20 protein-coding genes and 1 pseudogene are annotated in these 19074 nt (G+C 52.2%); 16 read left to right on the top strand and 5 right to left on the bottom strand.

The window, feature by feature from the left end; all coding sequences use genetic code 11:
* Positions 1 to 12 precede the first annotated feature (12 nt).
* The 3 genes from KNP02_RS10440 to KNP02_RS10430 all read left to right on the top strand — a co-directional run bounded on the left by KNP02_RS10440 (position 13) and on the right by KNP02_RS10430 (position 1373).
* Complete coding sequence (locus KNP02_RS10440) at positions 13 to 342, top strand: four-helix bundle copper-binding protein (RefSeq protein ID WP_034779654.1); 330 nt, start codon at positions 13 to 15, stop codon at positions 340 to 342.
* A 113-nt stretch (positions 343 to 455) separates the two neighbouring features.
* Entirely contained in the window at positions 456 to 968 is a 513-nt protein-coding gene (locus tag KNP02_RS10435; RefSeq protein WP_034779652.1) for a GNAT family N-acetyltransferase, read from the top strand.
* 66 nt (positions 969 to 1034) lie between these two features.
* On the top strand, positions 1035 to 1373 hold the full coding sequence (locus tag KNP02_RS10430; RefSeq protein ID WP_114165343.1) for a zinc ribbon domain-containing protein YjdM: 339 nt from the start codon (positions 1035 to 1037) through the stop codon (positions 1371 to 1373).
* A 45-nt stretch (positions 1374 to 1418) separates the two neighbouring features.
* Here the strand turns inward: KNP02_RS10430 and KNP02_RS10425 are convergent, their stop codons facing one another.
* On the bottom strand, positions 1419 to 2876 hold the full coding sequence (locus KNP02_RS10425; RefSeq protein WP_214709182.1) for an aldehyde dehydrogenase family protein: 1458 nt from the start codon (positions 2874 to 2876) through the stop codon (positions 1419 to 1421).
* A 170-nt stretch (positions 2877 to 3046) separates the two neighbouring features.
* Between KNP02_RS10425 and KNP02_RS10420 the strand changes: the two genes are divergently transcribed.
* The 3 genes from KNP02_RS10420 to KNP02_RS10410 all read left to right on the top strand — a co-directional run bounded on the left by KNP02_RS10420 (position 3047) and on the right by KNP02_RS10410 (position 5250).
* Entirely contained in the window at positions 3047 to 3400 is a 354-nt protein-coding gene (locus KNP02_RS10420) for a PadR family transcriptional regulator (RefSeq protein WP_214709184.1), read from the top strand.
* Entirely contained in the window at positions 3375 to 4130 is a 756-nt protein-coding gene (locus tag KNP02_RS10415) for an HAAS domain-containing protein (RefSeq protein ID WP_214709186.1), read from the top strand. Before KNP02_RS10420 ends, KNP02_RS10415 begins: the two co-directional genes overlap by 26 nt.
* Positions 4131 to 4302: 172 nt before the next feature.
* The gene (locus KNP02_RS10410) at positions 4303 to 5250 is read left to right on the top strand and encodes an alpha/beta hydrolase (RefSeq protein ID WP_214709188.1); all 948 of its coding nucleotides are present in this window, start codon (positions 4303 to 4305) and stop codon (positions 5248 to 5250) included.
* Positions 5251 to 5349: 99 nt separating this feature from the next.
* Here KNP02_RS10410 and KNP02_RS10405 read toward each other — a convergent pair.
* Together KNP02_RS10405 and KNP02_RS10400 are read right to left on the bottom strand one after the other, a co-directional pair.
* Positions 5350 to 6717: pseudogene (locus KNP02_RS10405) on the bottom strand (IS1182 family transposase).
* Positions 6718 to 6988: 271 nt separating this feature from the next.
* Positions 6989 to 7831, bottom strand: a complete 843-nt coding sequence (locus KNP02_RS10400) for a GNAT family N-acetyltransferase (RefSeq protein WP_167491724.1) — start codon at positions 7829 to 7831, stop codon at positions 6989 to 6991.
* A 72-nt stretch (positions 7832 to 7903) separates the two neighbouring features.
* Between KNP02_RS10400 and KNP02_RS10395 the strand changes: the two genes are divergently transcribed.
* Positions 7904 to 8614, top strand: coding sequence for a YjjG family noncanonical pyrimidine nucleotidase (locus KNP02_RS10395; protein WP_214709190.1), 711 nt, complete (start codon positions 7904 to 7906; stop codon positions 8612 to 8614).
* On the opposite strand, the gene KNP02_RS10390 is transcribed toward KNP02_RS10395, so the two are convergent.
* Positions 8585 to 9031, bottom strand: coding sequence for an NUDIX hydrolase (locus KNP02_RS10390; protein WP_021065918.1), 447 nt, complete (start codon positions 9029 to 9031; stop codon positions 8585 to 8587). The two genes, KNP02_RS10395 and KNP02_RS10390, sit on opposite strands and share 30 nt — an antisense overlap.
* A gap of 53 nt (positions 9032 to 9084) precedes the next feature.
* Between KNP02_RS10390 and KNP02_RS10385 the strand changes: the two genes are divergently transcribed.
* From KNP02_RS10385 to KNP02_RS10375, 3 genes are read left to right on the top strand one after another with little or no spacing between them, the layout of a single operon-like run.
* Positions 9085 to 9687, top strand: a complete 603-nt coding sequence (locus tag KNP02_RS10385; RefSeq protein ID WP_029594498.1) for a pentapeptide repeat-containing protein — start codon at positions 9085 to 9087, stop codon at positions 9685 to 9687.
* On the top strand, positions 9684 to 10523 hold the full coding sequence (locus tag KNP02_RS10380) for an aminoglycoside 6-adenylyltransferase (RefSeq protein ID WP_214709192.1): 840 nt from the start codon (positions 9684 to 9686) through the stop codon (positions 10521 to 10523). The genes KNP02_RS10385 and KNP02_RS10380 overlap by 4 nt, the downstream gene beginning before the upstream one ends.
* Before the next feature lie 48 nt (positions 10524 to 10571).
* Positions 10572 to 10724 carry a hypothetical protein gene (locus KNP02_RS10375; RefSeq protein ID WP_034779628.1) on the top strand — a complete coding sequence of 51 codons (153 nt, stop codon included), beginning with the start codon at positions 10572 to 10574 and terminating at the stop codon, positions 10722 to 10724.
* A 13-nt stretch (positions 10725 to 10737) separates the two neighbouring features.
* On the opposite strand, the gene KNP02_RS10370 is transcribed toward KNP02_RS10375, so the two are convergent.
* The gene (locus KNP02_RS10370) at positions 10738 to 11139 is read right to left on the bottom strand and encodes an ion channel (RefSeq protein WP_233004872.1); all 402 of its coding nucleotides are present in this window, start codon (positions 11137 to 11139) and stop codon (positions 10738 to 10740) included.
* A 104-nt stretch (positions 11140 to 11243) separates the two neighbouring features.
* On the opposite strand from KNP02_RS10370, the gene KNP02_RS10365 reads away from it, so the two are divergent.
* The 6 genes from KNP02_RS10365 (at position 11244) to pelG (ending at position 19016) form a co-directional block, all read left to right on the top strand.
* Complete coding sequence (locus KNP02_RS10365) at positions 11244 to 12071, top strand: glycoside hydrolase family 191 protein (protein ID WP_353047352.1); 828 nt, start codon at positions 11244 to 11246, stop codon at positions 12069 to 12071.
* 159 nt (positions 12072 to 12230) lie between these two features.
* Positions 12231 to 13400 (top strand): GAF domain-containing protein, encoded by a 1170-nt coding sequence (locus KNP02_RS10360; protein WP_214709196.1) that lies wholly within the window; start codon positions 12231 to 12233, stop codon positions 13398 to 13400.
* A gap of 4 nt (positions 13401 to 13404) precedes the next feature.
* A complete protein-coding gene (locus tag KNP02_RS10355) occupies positions 13405 to 14343 on the top strand; it encodes a tetratricopeptide repeat protein (RefSeq protein WP_214709198.1) in 939 nt (312 codons plus the stop codon).
* Positions 14325 to 16172 (top strand): DUF2194 domain-containing protein, encoded by a 1848-nt coding sequence (locus KNP02_RS10350; protein ID WP_214709200.1) that lies wholly within the window; start codon positions 14325 to 14327, stop codon positions 16170 to 16172. The genes KNP02_RS10355 and KNP02_RS10350 overlap by 19 nt, the downstream gene beginning before the upstream one ends.
* Positions 16169 to 17587: a GT4 family glycosyltransferase PelF gene (pelF, locus tag KNP02_RS10345; RefSeq protein WP_214709202.1), complete on the top strand. Its 1419-nt coding sequence runs from the start codon at positions 16169 to 16171 to the stop codon at positions 17585 to 17587. The genes KNP02_RS10350 and pelF overlap by 4 nt, the downstream gene beginning before the upstream one ends.
* Entirely contained in the window at positions 17568 to 19016 is a 1449-nt protein-coding gene (gene pelG, locus KNP02_RS10340) for an exopolysaccharide Pel transporter PelG (RefSeq protein ID WP_214709204.1), read from the top strand. Before pelF ends, pelG begins: the two co-directional genes overlap by 20 nt.
* Positions 19017 to 19074: the final 58 nt, after the last annotated feature.

Raw genomic sequence — 19074 nt, 5'->3', positions numbered from 1 at the left:
GAGGACGAATACATGGCTCATCGAATTTATGCGAACGAACTGGAAACGTTGCACGATTGCGTGGAGACGTGCAATTACTGTCTTGAATCTTGTCTCGAGGAACATGACGTGAAGATGATGGTCGACTGTATCCGACTCGATCGTGAGTGCGCTGCAATCTGTTCATTCCTCGCCGAGGCGATGACACGGGATTCGGCGTTCGTACCGGAACTGGCCCGGGCTTGTGCGGTCGTCTGTAAGGCGTGTGCCCAAGAGTGTGAGAAACATAAGCACGAACATTGTCAGGAATGTGCGCGCGTCTGTTTCGAGTGCGCATCGATGTGTGACCGTTTGGCAGCCTAAGGTAAAAAAGTCAGTCGAAACGGCTGACTTTTTTTGTGGCAGCAAATCGTTACGTGTATTTTGAAATCGAGATAAGTATAATAAAGAAAACTTATAGAAAGTATGGTGTCCTCATGATTCGCAACTGCCGTCGAGACGACCTTCAAGCCGTTTTACATATTTACAATGACGCAATCGTCAACAGTACAGCTGTTTACCATTACGAGCCGGTGACGCTTCAAAATCGTGTCGCTTGGTACGAAGACAAAAAAGCGTCCGGGCTCCCGATCATCGTGTGGGAGGAAGGCGATGTCGTCATGGGATTTGCCACGTTCGGCCCGTTCCGTCCATGGCCGGCCTATCAGTATACGGTCGAGCACTCGGTGTACGTGCATCCCGGCTATCGGGGGAAAGGGATTGGGAATAAATTGCTCCGTGAAATCATCCGCATCGGTGAAGAACGGGAAGTGAAGACGATGATTGGTGGGATCGATGCCGCCAATATCGCGAGCGTCAAGGCCCATGAAAAATTAGGGTTCGTCCATTCAGGCACGATTAAAAAAGCCGGATACAAGTTTGGCAAATGGCTGGACTTATCGTTTTATCAGCTTGATTTGAAAGGCCCCGAGACTCCGCAAGAAGGCTGACCGCTAGCTGTCGAACTTCTAAAATTGCGGTATACTGGGAACAGTGTATCGAATGGAGGAATCAGTATGACAGAACTACCGAATTGCCCAAAATGTCAGTCGACTTATGTGTATGAGGACGGGAGCTTGCTCGTCTGTCCGGAATGCGCCTACGAGTGGTCGCCGAGCGAGGTAGCCGAAGCGGAAGCAGACGCGCAAATCAAAGACGCGAACGGAAATGTGCTCCAAGACGGAGACACAGTCACGGTCATCAAAGATTTGAAGGTGAAAGGGACGTCGCTCGTCGTCAAACAAGGCACGAAAGTGAAAGGGATCCGTCTCGTCGACGGGGACCATGACATCGACTGCAAGATTGAGGGCTTTGGCGCGATGAAGCTCAAATCGGAATTCGTGAAGAAAATCTAAAAAAAGCGTGTTGGTCCGTTCGCGGACCAACACGCTTTTTGCTGTTTATGAGAAAAATGGTTTGTATTCCCGGCGTTCGTGCATGACGGATACCCACTGGAGCGTCGTGAACTCCTCGAGCACCCACTCGCCGTTGAAGCGGCCAAGACCCGAATCTTTCTCTCCGCCGAACGGCAAGTGCGGCTCGTCGTTCACCGATTGGTCGTTGACGTGAATCATCCCCGTCTCGACTTGGCGGGCGAACTCGGTCGCACGGTAAATCGAACCGTGGACGGCACCGCTTAGTCCGTATGGCAACTCATTAGAGATATGGAGCGCCTCGGCGTCGTCCTTGAACGACAGAATGACGGCGACCGGTCCGAAAATCTCATTTTTCGCGAGTGGCATGTCGTTCGTGACACCGCTCACGACGGTCGGCTCGAGCACGTTCCCGTCAGCGTTGCCGCCGACCTGGAGCGTCGCACCGGCGTCGACCGTCTGCTTGATTTGATCGAGGATGCGGTCGACTTGGTCGTGATCGATGAGTGGACCGACTTGTGTGTCTGATTCGTTCGGGTTGCCGAACTTCAAGGCGCGAACTCGCTCTACAAATTTTTTAAGGAATTCATCATGAATCGACTCGGCGACGAGGATTCGGTTCGTCGACATACAGATTTGCCCTTGGTGATAGAATTTCGAATAGACGGCCGATTCCACGGCACGGTCGATGTCGGCGTCGTCTAAGACGACGAAGACGTTATTCCCGCCGAGTTCGAGCGCTGTCTTTTTCAACAGGCGTCCGGCCTTCTCGGCGATCCCTTTGCCGACCTCGGTCGAACCGGTGAACGAGATGAGTTTTGGCACCGGGTGCTCGACGATGGCGTCCCCAATCTCCGAACCGCGACCGACGACGATGTTCAAGACGCCTTTCGGAAGACCCGCTTCTTCAAATAGCGAGGCGAAGAGGAGACCTCCTGTGACCGGTGTCGCCGTCGCTGGTTTGACGACGACGGTATTCCCCGTCGCGAGGGCGGAGACGATTGAGCGGACCGCGAGGTGGAACGGGAAGTTCCATGGACTGATGACGCCGATGACGCCGAGCGGTTTCCGATAGACCCGGTTCTCTTTGTTCGGGACGATTGAAGGCTTGATGAGCCCGTCCATGCGGAACGGGAACGTCGCCGCTTCCTTGATGATCGCCATCGAGGCTAAAAATTCGCCTTCTGCTTTGATGCGCGTGCTGCCCGACTCTTTGACGAGCCAGTCGATGATGTCATCTTTATGCTGCAACGTCACTTCGGCGAACTTCTCAATCAAGGCCCGGCGATTTTGTGGCAGCATCGTCGCCCATTCGGTTTGTGCTTCTTTCGCAACGGCATAAGCCTTGTCGAGATCAGACTCGTCGGCCGACCGGATGGAGAACAATGTCTCATCCGTGAACGGGTTGGTGTTATCGATCCATTTGTCGCTTGACCCTTCGACCCATTGGCCATCAATGTACATCTTTGTAAAATCGGTATGCATATTCAAACACTCCTTTATCTTTTTGCTTCACCTTAAGAAGTATTCACCTGATTTGAAAAAATAAACCTCTCGATGCGCAACTAACTTGTTTTACAAAGTAGTTGCAATTGGTAGTACCTTCCATTACTATTGTGTATAACAAGTTAGTTTAACGAAAGTGAGGTCACGCCATGGCGATGAGTCAAATGTTAAAAGGATTGCTCGAAGGTTGCCTATTGGCCATCATCGATAAAGGAGAGACGTACGGCTATGAGATGTCGGAGAAGTTGCAGACGTATGGCTTCACGATGGTGAGCGAGGGCAGTATTTACCCGGTCCTGTTACGGATGAAGAAAGAGGGGTGGGTCGAGACGGTCCAAAAGGCGTTGCCATCAGGGGGACCGAAACGAAAATATTACATTTTGACGGAGGCGGGGCACCAAGAGTTGCTGGCCTTCAAACAACGTTGGGCGGAAGTGTCAAGCGGCGTCGACCGCGTACTCGGAGAGGGGAATGAAGATGGAACTTTCAAAAAAGAGTCGTGATTTTTTGGATGATTTAGCGGTATATCTCATGTCGAGCGGGAAATCGGAAGGGGAAGTGCAAGACGTTGTCGCCGAGCTGAAAGACCACCTCGAGGAGGCGGAACGCGCAGGCAAAAGCGTGGACGATGTCGTCGGCCAGAGCCCGAAAGCCTACATGCAGCATCTTGGGCGTGAGATGGCGTTCGATGGAAAAGGGTTTTTCAAAATCATCGCGATGATCATTCCGAACGTGTTCGCCTACATCATCATCGCCAACTTCATTCAAGGCGAGATGACATTCTCGACGGTCCAGTTGATTGGGTTCCCGCTCGTCGCTGTCCTGTTCTTACTCGCCGCTTCACAAGCGTTCCGCAACATGTCGGTCCGCTCGAAAGAAAGTAAATTCAAAAACGGGATGATATACATTGCGCTCGCCGCGATGCCGATGACGTTATTCCTCGGGCTGATGGTGCTCGACATCTTCGTCGAGACCCCAACGATCGTGTTCGGCCCAACCGGTCAACTCGTGTTACTCGGCCTTGCCGTCGTCACGTTGCTCATCGTCTCGGTTTGGACGAAAACATGGATCAATCTGATCATACCGATTCTCTTGTTTGGACCGCAATATGCGTTCGCCCAAACAAGCTTGCCGCTCGAACAACAATTGATTTACTCGATGCTGATTTTGTTCGTCGGGATGGGGATTTTCTTGTTCGTGTGGTGGAAAAAGAACCAAAAGGGGCAAGTTTGATGTTGGCACGCTTCGGATTATTTTTCTTCTTGAGCCTACCTTTGGGCTATCTCATGGCCGCAGCCGACGATCAATGAGACAGGTTGTCCGAAAAAGCACTCACGTCTGCTTAGAGTGTAACGCGGCTGGGAATAGGCAACTGTATGCCTAAAAGAGAAAGAAGGGATTCCCGTTGCCAGTCAATCCGACGATTCAATTTTATTTGAACCAGTTTCAAAATCAAATCTCGACCACATATGACCAATTGGATCCGCTCGAATTAAGACGACAAGAAGACGCAATGATGACCCGGTTTCAACATAAAGAGCACATGCATGACGTCGAAGAGCGTCTGATCGCACTCCCAGGCCGTTCGCTCCCAATCCGCATCTTTCGGTCGGGTCGAACGATTGCGCCAGCACTCGTCTATTTTCATGGTGGCGGATATGTCACGGGCAGTCTCGACACCCATGATGCGATATGTCGGACGATCGCGAACGAGGCCGACTGCACCGTCATCTCGGTCGGCTACCGACTCGCTCCGGAGCATAAATTTCCGACAGCCGTCTACGATAGCTATGGGGCGCTCGTTTGGATTGCGGATCACGCCTCGGAACTTGAAATCGATGCCGAGCGCATCGCCGTCGGCGGAGACAGTGCCGGCGGGACACTCGCCACGGTCAGCGCCTTGATGGCGATTGAACGAGGTCGTCCCCTCGTCATGCATCAGCTGCTGTTTTACCCGGTTACCGGGACCGAGGAGAACTTGCCGCTGTCATTGATTGATTACGCGAACGGTTATTTGCTCGATGAAGGGCTCATCCGGTGGTTCCAGCAACAATATTTCCGTGATGAGTCGGAATTGATGCATCCGTACGCCTCGCCGATTTTTTCGGGCCACTTAGGGGACCTTCCCCCGACGACGTTGTTGACGGCCGAATACGACCCGCTCCGCGACCTCGGACGCGCATACGCCAACAAATTGATTAGCCTCGGTGTCCCGGTGACGTATCACAATTACGGAGGACTCATCCACGGATTCGTCAACTACTACGCATACGTTCCGGAAGCGCGACGAGCCGTCAAAGAAGCGGCGCAGGCGCTCGGACATGCCTTCCATACGCAAAAAACTCGCTCCTGAGGCGAGTTTTTTCAGATTGTAGACAAAGTCACGTTTCAGGCGAACTGAAACGTGACTTTGTCGTTTTCGGGCCTTTAGGCGCTCTGCCCGAGCCCCTTTTCAGGCGGGCTGGGCGTTCTTCCATGCCCAGCCCGCCATCTTCTTGAGATTGAGGGCAGCAAAAGTAAGCATCGCCTGCATTGAAACTTTTTCAAGTCCCCGATAACGGGTCCAACGCATGCCATGCTTCTCTTTTGCGTCCGCGAACACGCGCTCGACCGTCTGTTTACGACGGTCATAGATGTTGCGGTTCAATTCCGTGTGGCGGAGGTCTTCGACCTCGTCCATATAGGGTTGCCAGAGGTGTCGCTCGATTATCCGCTGGTGCTTCTGGCTCTTCGTGCACTGCTCGAGCAGCGGGCAGTTCACTCAAACCGCGGGATTCGAGACGTACTTGCGTTTCCCCTCGCGCATCGTCGTACTGTACGTTAATAACTCGTTGTTTGGGCAGATGTAGACGTCATGGTGCTCGTCGTAGATGAAATCCTTGGTCTTGAAGGCGCCCTTCTTACCCTTCGGGCGAGTGTATGGGAAGACCGGCAGGATCCCACGGTCAATCAGCAGCTTGGCAATGGCCGGATTTTTATAGGCGGAGTCGGCAGCGACGGCGAACGGTTGAATCAGGCGGTCGGAGACCTTGTCGAGCAGATCGGGGAACGCTACACTATCGTGCACGTTACCCGGTGTGACGATAGCACCGAGCACGAACCCATGGGCGTCGCTCGCCGCATGGACAGAGTAAGCGAACTGCTTCTCACGCTCACCTTTTACGTAATATCCACTCTCAGGGTCTGTCGTGCTGACCTTGATTTCCTTCGTCTCCTCCGCCTGATTCTTTTTTGGCCCTAAGGGCTTCTTTCCACTTTCTTCGCGGTCTCGCTCGACCTCGGCATCGAGTTGTTCCTGATAGTGTTTCACCTCTTGCCGGACGGTCTTCTTGACGAGCTTCCGCTTGTTTGCGTTCGCTTTGACGTGTGTCGAGTCTACGAATAGGACGGCGCGATCGATGAACCCTGCGTCCGCAGCCTGTTCAAGGATATGATAGAAGATGTCGTCGAATAAGCTCGTGTACTGAAACCGACGCACATAGTTCTTCCCGAACGTCGAGAAATGTGGCACCTTGTCCGTGAATCCGAACCCGAGAAACCAACGGTATGCGACGTTCGTCTCGATCTCACGAATTGTCTGTCGCATGGATCGGATACCGAACAGGTACTGAAGGAAGGCCATCTTGATCAGGACGACAGGGTCGACGCTTGGCCGGCCACGGTCCTCAGAATATAAGTCCTCCACGAGCGGATAGATGAACTCAAAGTCGATCACCGCCTCGATTTTTCGGACCAGATGGTCCGCTGGCACAAGCTCGTCGAGCGTGACCATCTCCAGTTGTGTCCGATTGGTTTCCGATTCTGTTGATTTCCTGATCATCCGATTCGCCTCCATAATTGTTTCTATATCTCTCATTATAAAAAAGCGACGACGGTACGAAAAGAGAGATTGATGCGTGGGCCGACTGCGGGCACGGCGAGACTTCCAGGGGATTAGCAAGCAAAGGGAGACCCAGCAGCGACAAAGTCGCGATGCGGCTCCCTGCTTGCCCCCAGAAAAGCGAGCTGTGCCCGGTCGGGCAAATAAAAAAGACTGCAGACAATGTTTTGTCTACAGTCTGAAAAAACTCGCCCCTGAGGCGAGTTTTTTTTCATGCTTTCGATAAATAAGGGAAGCGACAACCTTCCGGGAAGAGTTGTCCTTCGTTCATGCGAATCATCCATTGGCCGTCGCGGGACGGACGTTGTTCCACACCGTCCAGATTGGGCGTGAATTTAAAGACGATTTCGGTGATGCCTTCAAAGGAGAGGCGAGCCACGACGTCACGCATATCGACAGGTCGCGGCGACAGCACGGCATACAAGTTTAAGCGCGAGCGCTCAATCATATAAATGACATGGACGTCATCGAAACGATACACGTCCTCGTTCATCCCTTGGTAGTAATGGAACATCCAAATATGCATGTCGTCCGTCGCATAGAGGCGTGGCGAAAACGGGAGCGACTCCAGCTTGAAACGACGCCACTGCTCGGCATCGACATCGACACGTTCGAGTGGGGAAGCCGATCCCGATACTGAAACGAATAGCTCCGGTTCAAGTTGGACGGAGAACCCCTGTTGCTCGTAAAACGGTTCAACCCCTTCGTCACAAGCCAAAAAATAAGGCAAGGCATCGGCGTCATGCTGTTTGAACAGATACTTGAAAATACGGGTGGCGAGCCCTTGTCCTTGTCGATCCTCGTCGGTCATGACCGTCCCAATCTGATACGCTTCGCGCGCGGTTCCGTCAGCCACGATCGTCATCCGGCTCATCCCGACGTTCGAGATGACATTCCGATAAAACGTCAAGGAATAACAGCGATAGCGGTCGGTCCATTCGCCGGCCATGTACCATTCACCAAAATCGATGCCGAACATCTCATCGGCCAAATAGAAAAATGACGCGAATTCTTCCCCTGAATACTCGAGATTGCTGATAGGTCGTTTAGCCATATGACTCACTCCTTGTTTTGAACTTCTCGGTCCGTTCCTGTACATTAGAGGCAGAGAGGGGTAATACAGATTATGAAACGGTATGAAGCGATTTTATTCGATGTCGATGATACGTTGTTAGACTTTAAACAGAGCGAGCACGTCGCCTTGGAGCAGTTGCTCGCGGCACACAACGTTCGGATGACGGATGAATTGAAACAACAGTATGTGACGATCAATAACGGATTATGGCGCGCGTTCGAGCGCGGCGAGGTCGGACGGGAAGACGTCTTGATGGGCCGGCACACGCAACTGTTCGACACGCTCGGCATCACGATCGATGCACATGAAGTCGAACAGCGTTATCGCGACCATTTGCACGCCGGGGTGCACATCATCGATGGGGCACTCGAACTCGTCCGTACGCTCAGTGAACAGTATCCGCTCTATATCGTCACGAACGGGGTGACGGAGACTCAGTTCAAGCGGCTCGAAGCCTCGGGACTGCTCCCTTACTTCCAAGACGTGTTCGTCTCGGACGCGACCGGTTCACAAAAGCCAATGAAACCATTTTTTGACTATGTATTTGACCGGGTTCCGAATGTGGCACCGGAACGCGGGCTCATTGTCGGTGACTCGCTGACGGCGGACATCGCAGGCGGGCGCATGTATGGGCTCGACACGTGCTGGTACAATCCGCACGAGATTGCGGCGACGGTCGAGACGACGTATGAAATTCAAGACTTGCACGAGTTGAAGTCGATTCTATCAAGCTCAGCGATCGATAAAGTGGGGCGGCAGTGATTGCGGCAACGCATAGAGTGTCTCCGGGAAGAGTTTCAAGTCCCGGAGCGCGTCGAGCGGCTGCCAACGATAGATGAGGTGATCGCCTTCCGGTCCGTGGAAGTCTCCATGCCGGAGCGGGAGGTCACCCGATACATAAAAGTACATGCCAATCTCGTGGACCGTGCGTTCCAAATACGTGAAGAAATTTTCGGACACGAAAGCGAACGTCGTTCCCGTCAGTGTCGCTTCGAGTTCTTCTTGCAGTTCACGCGTCAAGGCAAGCTCGGCCTCTTCGCCGATGCCGACACGACCGCCCGGTAACGCCCAAAAGTCATCGTTCACGTTCCGATGAACGAGCAAATGACCGTCCTGGACCCAGATGCCGGCGACGCGATAATTGAACGTGCCGTGCTCGGTCGGAAATACGATATCCATCTTCATCACTCCATTCCTTAAGCTACATCAAGTATACGCCAAGGAGGCAGGTCATGTTTCAATCAAATGAGAGCTATAAAGGTGAGGACTTCCGCGACGAGACGCTCCGTGACATCCAACTCACGCAGACGACGTTCGAGAACTGTCGCTTCACCTATATCGATGCGACCGAGTTCGAGACCGAACAGTGTCGTTTCATCAACTGTGACTTCACCGATTCGAAGTGGAACGCCTCGCGCCACAGCGGCAGCTCATTCCTGAATTGTCAGTTCAACGGGGCGAATCTGTTTTTGAGCGAGTTCGATCAGTGCAAGATGACGGGTTCGTCGTTCGAGTCATGCACGTTTGAAGGGGTCGTCGTGCGTGAAGGAGATTGGTCGTTCGTCAATCTGCGTCACGCCCCGCTCCGGAAAATGGATTGGTCCGGTGTCCGGTTGACCGAGGCCGATTTATACGGTGCGGATTTGAAAGAATCACGCTGGACGAACGCCGTATTGTCCCGCGCCGTGTTGCAACACGCGGATTGCACGGGGGCCGATTTTGTAGGGGCGGAGATGGATGGGGTCGATTTCTCGGACGTCATTCTGAAACAAGCGACGCTTGACGTCATGCAGGCCGTCCAAGTCGCCCGCTCGCTCGGGGCGAACGTCATATGACCAATGAGCAAGTGCTCGAGCACTTGACGGCCACGGCCGCGGAGCGGGAAGACGTCCGCGTCCTCGTCTTGAACGGGTCGCTCGTCAATCCGCACGTAAAACCAGACCGTTTTCAAGACGTCGATGTCACTTGTTTCGTCGAAGACGTGACCGCGTTCATCGAGGACCGCTCGTGGATGGCGCCGCTCGGGGACGTCTTGATTATGCAGACGCCGGACGAGGTGCCGGGAGGCGACGAATATGAGCGTTTCGCGTTTCTCGTCCAGTTTGCAGCCGGTCATCGCGTCGATTTGACCGTCCGTCCTATGCGTGACGTGCAGGAAGCGATTCACGCTGACTCACTTAGTCTCGTCCTCATTGATAAAGACGAGATTGCCGGTCAAACGATCCCATCTGATGACACGTACCGCATCAAACGACCGAGCCGATTCGACTATGAGCAGTGTTGGAACGAGTTTTGGTGGGTGTCGCTTTACGTCGTCAAAGGTATCAAGCGGGGTCAACTGTTATACGCATTCGACCATGTGACGATCATGCGAACGATGCTCCGGCAGATGCTTGCATGGGACGTCGGCTTTGCGACAAACTTTACGGCGAACGGAGGAAAGTCCGGGGATGGGCTTGAGAAGCATCTGGCCCCTGAAGTATGGCAGGCTTATCTTGATACATACACTTTGGTCGAAGTGACAGCGGTGGAAACGGCCCATGCGACGTTGGTGGAACAATTTGAACGTGTCAGTCGCCGCGTGGCCGACCAAGCCGGATATCCGTTTGCGGAGATGGAAGCCCGACGAATTCGTGACGCCTTTTCGACGCTTTGGTGTTCAAACGATTAGTTTTCGGTTGAGTCGGGAAAAGCCCCTCTATAGAAGGGGGAATGACGCTTGAATCCGTATACGACGTTCATCGCGCTCCTAGTGGGGAGTTTACTTTTATTTGTCGGCATCCGGACGAAAAAATGGCCGATTTTAGTCGTGGCCTTATTTCCGCTTGGACTTGTCGCCTTCAACATGTATTTGCTGATTACTGGACGTTAGAAGACTGTTTTCTTCAGTCTTCTTTTTTGTATATCGATTTTACAAAAAATGCTGTCGGCAACAAAATCCCGATGGCCGCTTCGAGCAAGGCGAACAACCGGGCCGGACCGATTGGCAGCAGGTCGCCGAATCCGATAGACAGCAACGTGACCCCGCTGAAGTAAAGCAGATTGCGCCAGTTCGGATCGACCGCGTTCATCGTCTCGAGTGACGTCACCAATATGACGCCGTCGCGTGAGAGCGCGTAGTAAATCAAGGCAAACCCGATCATGACGCCGAATAGGCTGACGAACAAGTGGCTGAACAAGCGCATGTCGAAACCGGTCTGTCTATACGTTTGGCGTCGGAAAAAGGTAAACACGTTCAAGCCGACGAATAATAGGGCAATCGTCAATAAAATGGTATTCACGCCCATTTCTCCCTTCTGTGACAGTCTGTATTATGTTGTTTCCCTGATCGTTCACCGTCAAACGGACCGATTCACACCAAGACGGATTCATTCAACAAGGAGGTGTCCGAGTGCGACGATGTTTAATGGGCGGCTTATTGTTCATCTTCTTTTTAGGAGGATGTACGACGAAAGAGCCGTTTGATTTTGATGAGATCCATTCCTATAAGATTTTTTACAACATGCCGACCGAGGCAATCATTGAAGATATGGCCCGATACGACCTCGTCATCATCGAACCGATTTGGTATACGCCGGAACAGATTGAGACGATCCGCTCGAACGGGACGAAAGTGCTCGGCTATATTAACGTGATGGAAGCAGATACGTGGAATCGTGCGCTCATCGGCCAAATGGACAAAGGCGATTTCTTCTATCGGTACGGGGAACGCATCTATTTCCCGAAATGGGATTCGTATTTGACGGATATCAGCTCGTCCGATTTCCGTAAAATTTTAATCCGTGAAATTCAAAAACAAGTCATCAATAAACATCTGGACGGAATTTTCCTCGACACGGTCGGGGATATCGATGACGTCCACCTCGACTATCCGGACGACTTAGAAGAACAGCTGGCTGGGCTCGAGGCCTTTTTACAAGCGATTGAAAAGGCATATCCGGGCGTCCCCGTCGTCCAAAACTGGGGCATCGAGACGCTTGAACGAACGAGTGCGCCTTATGTGGAAGGGTTCATGTGGGAAGGTTTTAACTACACGGAAATCACGTCCGACTCTTGGTCGATGGAGATGCTCGATCGAATGAACGCGATTCAAGACGAATACGGAATCGCTGTCCTCACCGTCTCAGACCAAGAAGAGGCGACAAGTCGGGATATGGCCGAAGCGAACGGATTCATCCATTATCACGAACCGACTTATTACAATACGTGGGATTTTTAGGGGGTAATTAGGGGAAAGGAAGATAAGGGACTATGTATACCTGTCCGAGGGCAGGGGATCATCCCGCATTAAAACTGAAGAGACATTATCCATGAGGAGGGGATTATCATTCTGTACGCTCAAGACCGTCCATGGCTCAAATGGGTCGAGATTCTTGTCGTGTTCGCACTATTGATCGGAATCGATTTATTCTTCAGCCTAGGCACGATTCAAAATGAACTGAACTTGTTTTACGTGGCCGCCATCCTGTTCGCGCTCAGGTATGGAACGATTTTCGGCTTAATCAGTTTCGGCATTTTGCTCCTCTATAAAGTGTTATACACCGGCTTAATGGGAGGAGACATCTTCCTGTTGTTCTACGATACAAACTCACTTCTTACACTGTTTTACTACTTCGCCATCACTGTCATCGTCGGGTTGTTCAGCACCTCATTTCGAGAGCGTTACGAAATCAGCCAGTTCCGCAACGAAGAACTGAAAGATGAAAACACGTATTTGAAAGAGACCGTCGATTTACTCAACACTTCGCAAACCACACTTCGTCAAAAACTACTTCAATCCGAGTACAGCTTGAACCAATTGTATGAACTTGCCGTATCGCTCGATTTGCCGCATCCAGAATTGATTCGGAGCGAGACGATTCGCCTGTTGAAAAAAACGTTCCTCGCGAGTGACGTCGCCATCTACCACGTCGACCGTTCCCAGAAGTCGATGCGCCTCTTGATTCGCCAAACGGACAAGAAAGAGTTTCCACAAACGATTTTTCTCGATGAGGCGTCGAGTATGTTCAAACGGTTCTTCCAAGTGCAAGAGACGACGCTCCGTCAACTCGACGACGAGGACACGGACCCGATGTTGCTCGCACCGATCATCGTGGACGGGACGACCCGAGAAGTCGTCGTCATCAAACGGTTGCCGCTTCGGAAATTGACGACCGATGACTTGCACGTTCTCAACATCCTCTTCTCGTGGATTGGCACACGCATTCAAAATGCCGAGAACCTGATTCGTAAAGAGCAGCACGAGAAGATGCATAAAGGCACCTCGTTTTATAAGAAAACAGCGTTCACAGAACTCGTCGCCATCCAAGAACGAAAGAAGATTCACCATGGACAGCCGTATATCGTCCTCGAATATCCGCTCGGGTATGAGCCTGTCTCACTCGAGAGTATCGAGGCCATCGTCCATTCGTATTTACGGGAGATCGATGTCGTCGGGTATGACCCGGATGAGAACAAGCTGTTGCTCTTACTCTCAGGAACGAGTGAAGAACACCGTCAACGGATCTATGACCGGATCGAAGGGATTTTGATCCAGAAGGGAGTGTGACGGGATGGAGTCTACCATTCGTCTCGTATTGATCGGGATTTATGTCGTTCATGCACTGCTCGCCTTCGGATTATTGATCGTGTTGAAACGAAGAATGAAAGCGCCGGATTATGGCGTCGCGGTGGCGGCGCTCAGCTTCGGTCTGTTCTTACCGTTTCTGGCCGAACTTGCCGTCTATGCGGTGTATCGGCTTGCTGAACGGTTCGGTCGGAGCGGTCTGATTGAAGACTATGACGACTATATCGACTTCAAGGTCGTCAACTATGAACAAATTCGTCATGAAGCGAGCAGCAGCAGTCATCTGTTACCGCTCACCGACGCCATCAACTCGAAAGATCCGGCTATCCGCAAACACTCGATTTTGACGCACGTCAACCAGTCGATTGACCAGCAAGGCAAGTATTTGCAGATGGGACTTGAGAGCACGGACAGCGAGACTGTCCACTACGCCGCGGCGACAATGAACATCTTGATCGATCAATATGAACAAGAATTGAAACACGCCAAACGCGAATACGACTTAGGTAACCCAGACACGATTCGACGGCTTGCGACGATTTATAAACGCATGATCCATAGTGAGCTCATCACCGAGGTCATGTTGAAGGACAAGCGAGTTGCATGGCTGGAGGAATTATTGAAAGCGAAGACGCTCTATCCGCCTTCGCCCTGGATTTACGAAGACTTGAACGAGATTTATCTCACGTTAGAGCGCCCCAAAGAGCAATTGAACATTTTAAAAGAGTACGTCCATCATTTCCCGGAACGCATCGAGGCTCATCTGATGCTGATCAATTACTATTATGAGCGCGAACGTTGGAACGAAGTGAAGGCGGTCATGTTTATGATGCAGACCCAATTCTCACTGGAGGACGTACCGTATGAGTACCGACTGTTGTTTGAAGAATGGAGTGACACGACATCATGGAAAAACGAACTGTAATCTCCTTCTCGCTCTTCATCGTCTTATTTTTAGTCGTCGTCGGTGCGATTCAATACTTACGGATCCACTCGCTACACACGTTGTTGCCAAACGTCGCCGAGCAACAGATGAACATCGACCAGTTGAAGAGTGATGCCTCGGCAAAAGCGGGTGAGCATCAGCTTCAAGTTTATCTCGTCCGGGATGAAGGTGATTTGGCGGTCGAAACGGCGGACAACCTGCTGTACGGTCTGCAGTATGCGAAACTTGATGTTCGCGAAGTGAACCCAGGCGCCGTCGGATCGATTGCGCCATCTCCATACACCATCATCATTTTCACGGGTGAAGATACGACAAGATGGCCGTTCGTGGAAATGAAACGTTATGTCGAACAAGGCGGGAACCTCGTCTTTGCGAATCGGTTTAAAGATCCGGCATGGAACGCGTTGACCGGCATCGAAGAAATCGGTGAGTACGTACCGGACGTGTATGGTCTAAATTTTGAAGAGACGATTTTCCCTGGGTATGTTGACTTGAACCCACCGGACGACTTATTTGTCCATAGCGCCATCGATTTTGCGATTGCAGACGAGGCCAACGTCATGTTGTCGGCCGAAGGATTCCCGATTCTTTGGGAATACAGCGTCGGCGAAGGGAATGTCCTTTATTGGAATACGACGATCACCAACCAAAAGATGATCCGCGGTCTGTTCGTGCAGACGCTCGGCACGATGCCGCCGGCGTTCGTCACGGCACAAGCAGCGATCAAGCTCATGTACATCGATGATTTTCCGGCACCGGTCATGGACGGAAAAATGAAAGACGTGTCCGCGACCCCGCTCGATAAATCGGTCAAAGATTTCTTCGCCGAGGATTGGTGGGAAGATATGGTCGATTTGGCGAAAGACGACGATTTGATTTACACGGGTGCCATGATTGGGACGTATGAAGAGGAGATGGAGCTCGTCGATGAACAGTTGATCAAACGGGGTGAGTTCCCAATGCTCTACTTCGGTCGCAAATTGATCGCCCACGGTGGGGAAATCGGACTCCATGGCTATAACCACCAGTCGCTCGTCACGGCCGATGAACCGATTGACCCGACGTACGGGTACATCCCCTGGCAAGATAAAGACGAGATGAAACAGTCATTGCTTCAAGCCGAGTCCGTGTTTGAGAATTATTTCCCGGCTGAAACGCTCAAGTCATATGTCCCGCCGTCGAACGCGCTCAACCGGACTGGGGTCGATGCGATCGCCGAAGCGTTGCCAGAACTGCGCACGATTGCTTCGCTCTACACCGGGGAGCCGGAGAGCGGGGACTTCGTCCAAGAGTTCGAATTTGATGCGACGCATCCGAACTTGTACCATTTCCCGCGTGTGACAAGCGATTACGGGGAAGAGCGCGGATCGATTTTCCAAATGGTCGATGCAATCGCCAACTTCGGTGTGTTTTCCCACTTCATTCACCCGGATGATGTCATCGACCCCGACCGGGCCTTCGGTCGGGATTGGGATACGATGTTCGCGAGTCTTCGCAAAATCGTCCACGACGTGAAGGATCAATATCCGCACCTCGAGGCATATACGCAACACTATGCGACCGAAAAGATGATCACATACCAACAAGCTGATTTGAACGTCACGTTTGATGAGTCGACCGTCTATTTGGCCGGGGAAGGTCTCGTCAACCCCTCTCATTTCACGATTCGCCTCAAACCAGGCCAATCACTTGAGACGGGAGAGTTTGACTTTGGGACGGTCGAACAATGGGAAGCCGACCGTCCGCTCTACCTCGTCGAACTGACATCGGCGAACGCTGAAATCGCCATCAAGGGGGAAGCGCAATGAGAATCGGACTCGTATTAGAGGGCAGTTATCCATACGTGAGCGGAGGCGTCTCAAGTTGGACGCAGACGTTGATTGAGGCGATGCCCGAAGTGTCGTTTGAAATCATTTCGATTCAACCGACAGAGAAGCGTCCGGAAGACATGAAATATGTGTTCCCGCCGAACGTTTCAGGGATCACCCACTTGTATTTGAGCGACTTGGGTGAGCGGGCGAAAGGGCGATTAAAGTGGGGCGCTGAGGACGAACAGAACGTATCGGACTGGCTCATGTTGAAAAGTCCGAACCGGCAAGCGCTTCGTTTGCTTGGGAAAGAAGTGCCTTCAAGTCAGGCGTTTTTCGCAAGCGAGTTCTTTTGGAAAAATGTCAAGGCGGCCTACGCCGAGGAAATGAACGGAGGTTCGTTCATCGACTATTTCTGGATGTGGCAGAGTATGTACACTCCGATTTTACGGGTGCTCCATCAACCGCTCCCGAAAGTCGACCTCGTTCATTCCGTGTCAACGGGTTATGCCGGTGTGGTCGCGTCCTACATGAAAGAGACGCAAGGGATTCCGTTCATCTTGACGGAGCACGGCATCTACTCGCGGGAACGCGAAGAGGAGATTCTACAGTCGTATTGGATTCCAGCGCCGTATAAGCCGAGGTGGGTCCGTTTCTTTCACCATTTGTCGCGTGAGGCCTATAACGCGGCCGATGAGATCATCACCTTGTTCGAACGAAATCGCGAATATCAAGAATGGATCGGCGCCCCGAGTGAGAAGACGAAAATCATCGCCAACGGCATCGCCGATCGACAAATCCAGGCGACGGTCAATCGCCCTGAGCACGATCTCTTTCAAATCGGGGCCATCGTCCGCTTGGTGCCAATCAAAGATTTGAAGACGATGATTTACGCCGCCAAGATTTTGCAGGAGCGGCATCGTCTGTTCAAGCTGACGATCATGGGACCGCTCGATGAGGATGAGGAATATGCGGAAGAGTGTCGGTTGCTCATCGAACAGAGCGGGCTGACCGATTATGTCGAGCTCGCTGGAAAGGTTGATGTCCAAGCCTATTTGCCGAAGTTTGATTTACTTCTGTTGACGAGTATCTCGGAAGGTCAACCGCTCGCGATTCTTGAAGGCATGGCAGCCGGCATCCCGTGGATCGCGACCGATGTCGGGGCTTGTTCCGAGCTCCTGTATGGACGAGAAGACGACCCGTTCGGTCCAGCCGGGTTTATCGTGCCCCCGGTTCATCCGGAAGCGGTCGCGGACAAGGTCGAGTGGATGATGGATTATCCGCAGGAGCGGATGCGTTTCGGTAAGAACGGGCGGGAGCGGGTCCGCCAATACTATCGTCTCCAACAAGTCGTGGACCGCTACAAAGCCATCTATGAAACGAGGAGGGAACAGTATGGCGGGCATCGGGTTTAAGCTGCAGAAGTTGTTCCAAGAAGACTACTATTCGTCCAGGTTGAAGGCGTACACGTTCTCGGGCCTCGTCACATCCGGACCGTGGTTGATCGTCATCTTGGTCGTCGGGACGATTCAATGGTTGGCGTTCCAAATGCCGACGTTATCGCTCGCCGAACGGACGCTTTTCATGATCTCGGTCTCGTACGCGTTCATCTTCTCGCAAATCTTGTTCAGCTTCCAACAGCTCGTTGTGACACGATATGTGGCGGACTTGTTTTACGAGAAGAAAGCCCATGAGATTTTCCCAGTCTTCACCGGGATGCTCAAAGTGACGATGCTCGCCGCGACGATTCTGTACAGTATCTTTTGGCTATTGTCGCCGCTCGATTTTCTGTACAAACTGACGTTGTTCGTTTTATTCATGACGATCAATGTCATCTGGGTCATGTTCTTGTTCTTGAGTGCCGCCAAGTATTATCAAGCGGTGGCCTATAGCTTCTTGCTCGGCGGACTCATCTCGGTCGGGAGCGTCTATGCGATTAGCCGTCTCATGGTCAATCCGTCGAGTCTCGAGCTGTTGCTCGGTTTCACGGTCGGGATGATTGTGACGTTGTTCGGGTTGTTCTTCGCGATGCTCCGGACGTTCCCGCTCCGTTACGCGGTGAAAGAGTTCTCGTACTTCAAGTACTTCGACCGCTATCCAGACTTGTTCGCCATCGGCGTGTTGTACGTGCTCGGGATTTGGGTCACGAATTTCATCATCTGGTTCGGTGAAGGACGTGTGATCATCGCGGACTCGTTCTTGTTCAACCCGTATTATGACACGGCCATCTTTTGGTCCTACTTGACGATCATCCCGACGCAGCTCTTGTTCATCGTCGCCGTCGAGACCCGGTTTTATGAGCGCTATCGCACGTTTTATGGATTGATCAACTACGGCGGGGCGCTCCATCAAATCGAGAAGGCGAAACAGACGATGACGTCGGTGCTGAAAAATGAGTTGATTCGACTCGCGCGCAGCCAAGGCGTCGTGACGTTGTTCGCCATCCTCATGGCAGGCGTGTTCGTCGGTTGGATCGGCGTCCCGGATGAGATCGGTCAAATCTTTCGGATGACGACGCTCGCGGCGTTCGCGAACGCGATGATTCTCATCTTGACGTTGTTGTTGCTCTATTTCGAGGATCGACGCGGGGCATTGTTCGTCAACATCTCGTTCTTCACGTTGAATGCGTTGTTCACGCTCTTGCTCTTGCCGCGCGGCATCGATTGGTACGGCGTCGGCTTTGCCGTCAGCACGACAATCACGTTCTTCTTGGCCGGCCTGCGTTTGATCTATTACATGGGCAAAGTCGATTATTACGTGTTCGCGGCCTCGAATCGACGCAAGCTTGGTACCGAACGGTTCTCCCAAATGGGGACGTTGTTGAACCGTCACTTCTCGCGATAAAGGGTTTTCAACAAAGATAAAGACTGATATGATGTGGTCGTAGACGACCGAATTTCAT

The organism is Exiguobacterium sp. s40 (genome assembly GCF_018617905.1).
In the GTDB taxonomy this organism is placed as follows: Bacteria; Bacillota; Bacilli; order Exiguobacteriales; family Exiguobacteriaceae; genus Exiguobacterium; species Exiguobacterium mexicanum_A.
Note: the sequence above shows the minus strand (reverse complement) of the source record. Positions and strands in the feature narration are given on the sequence as shown.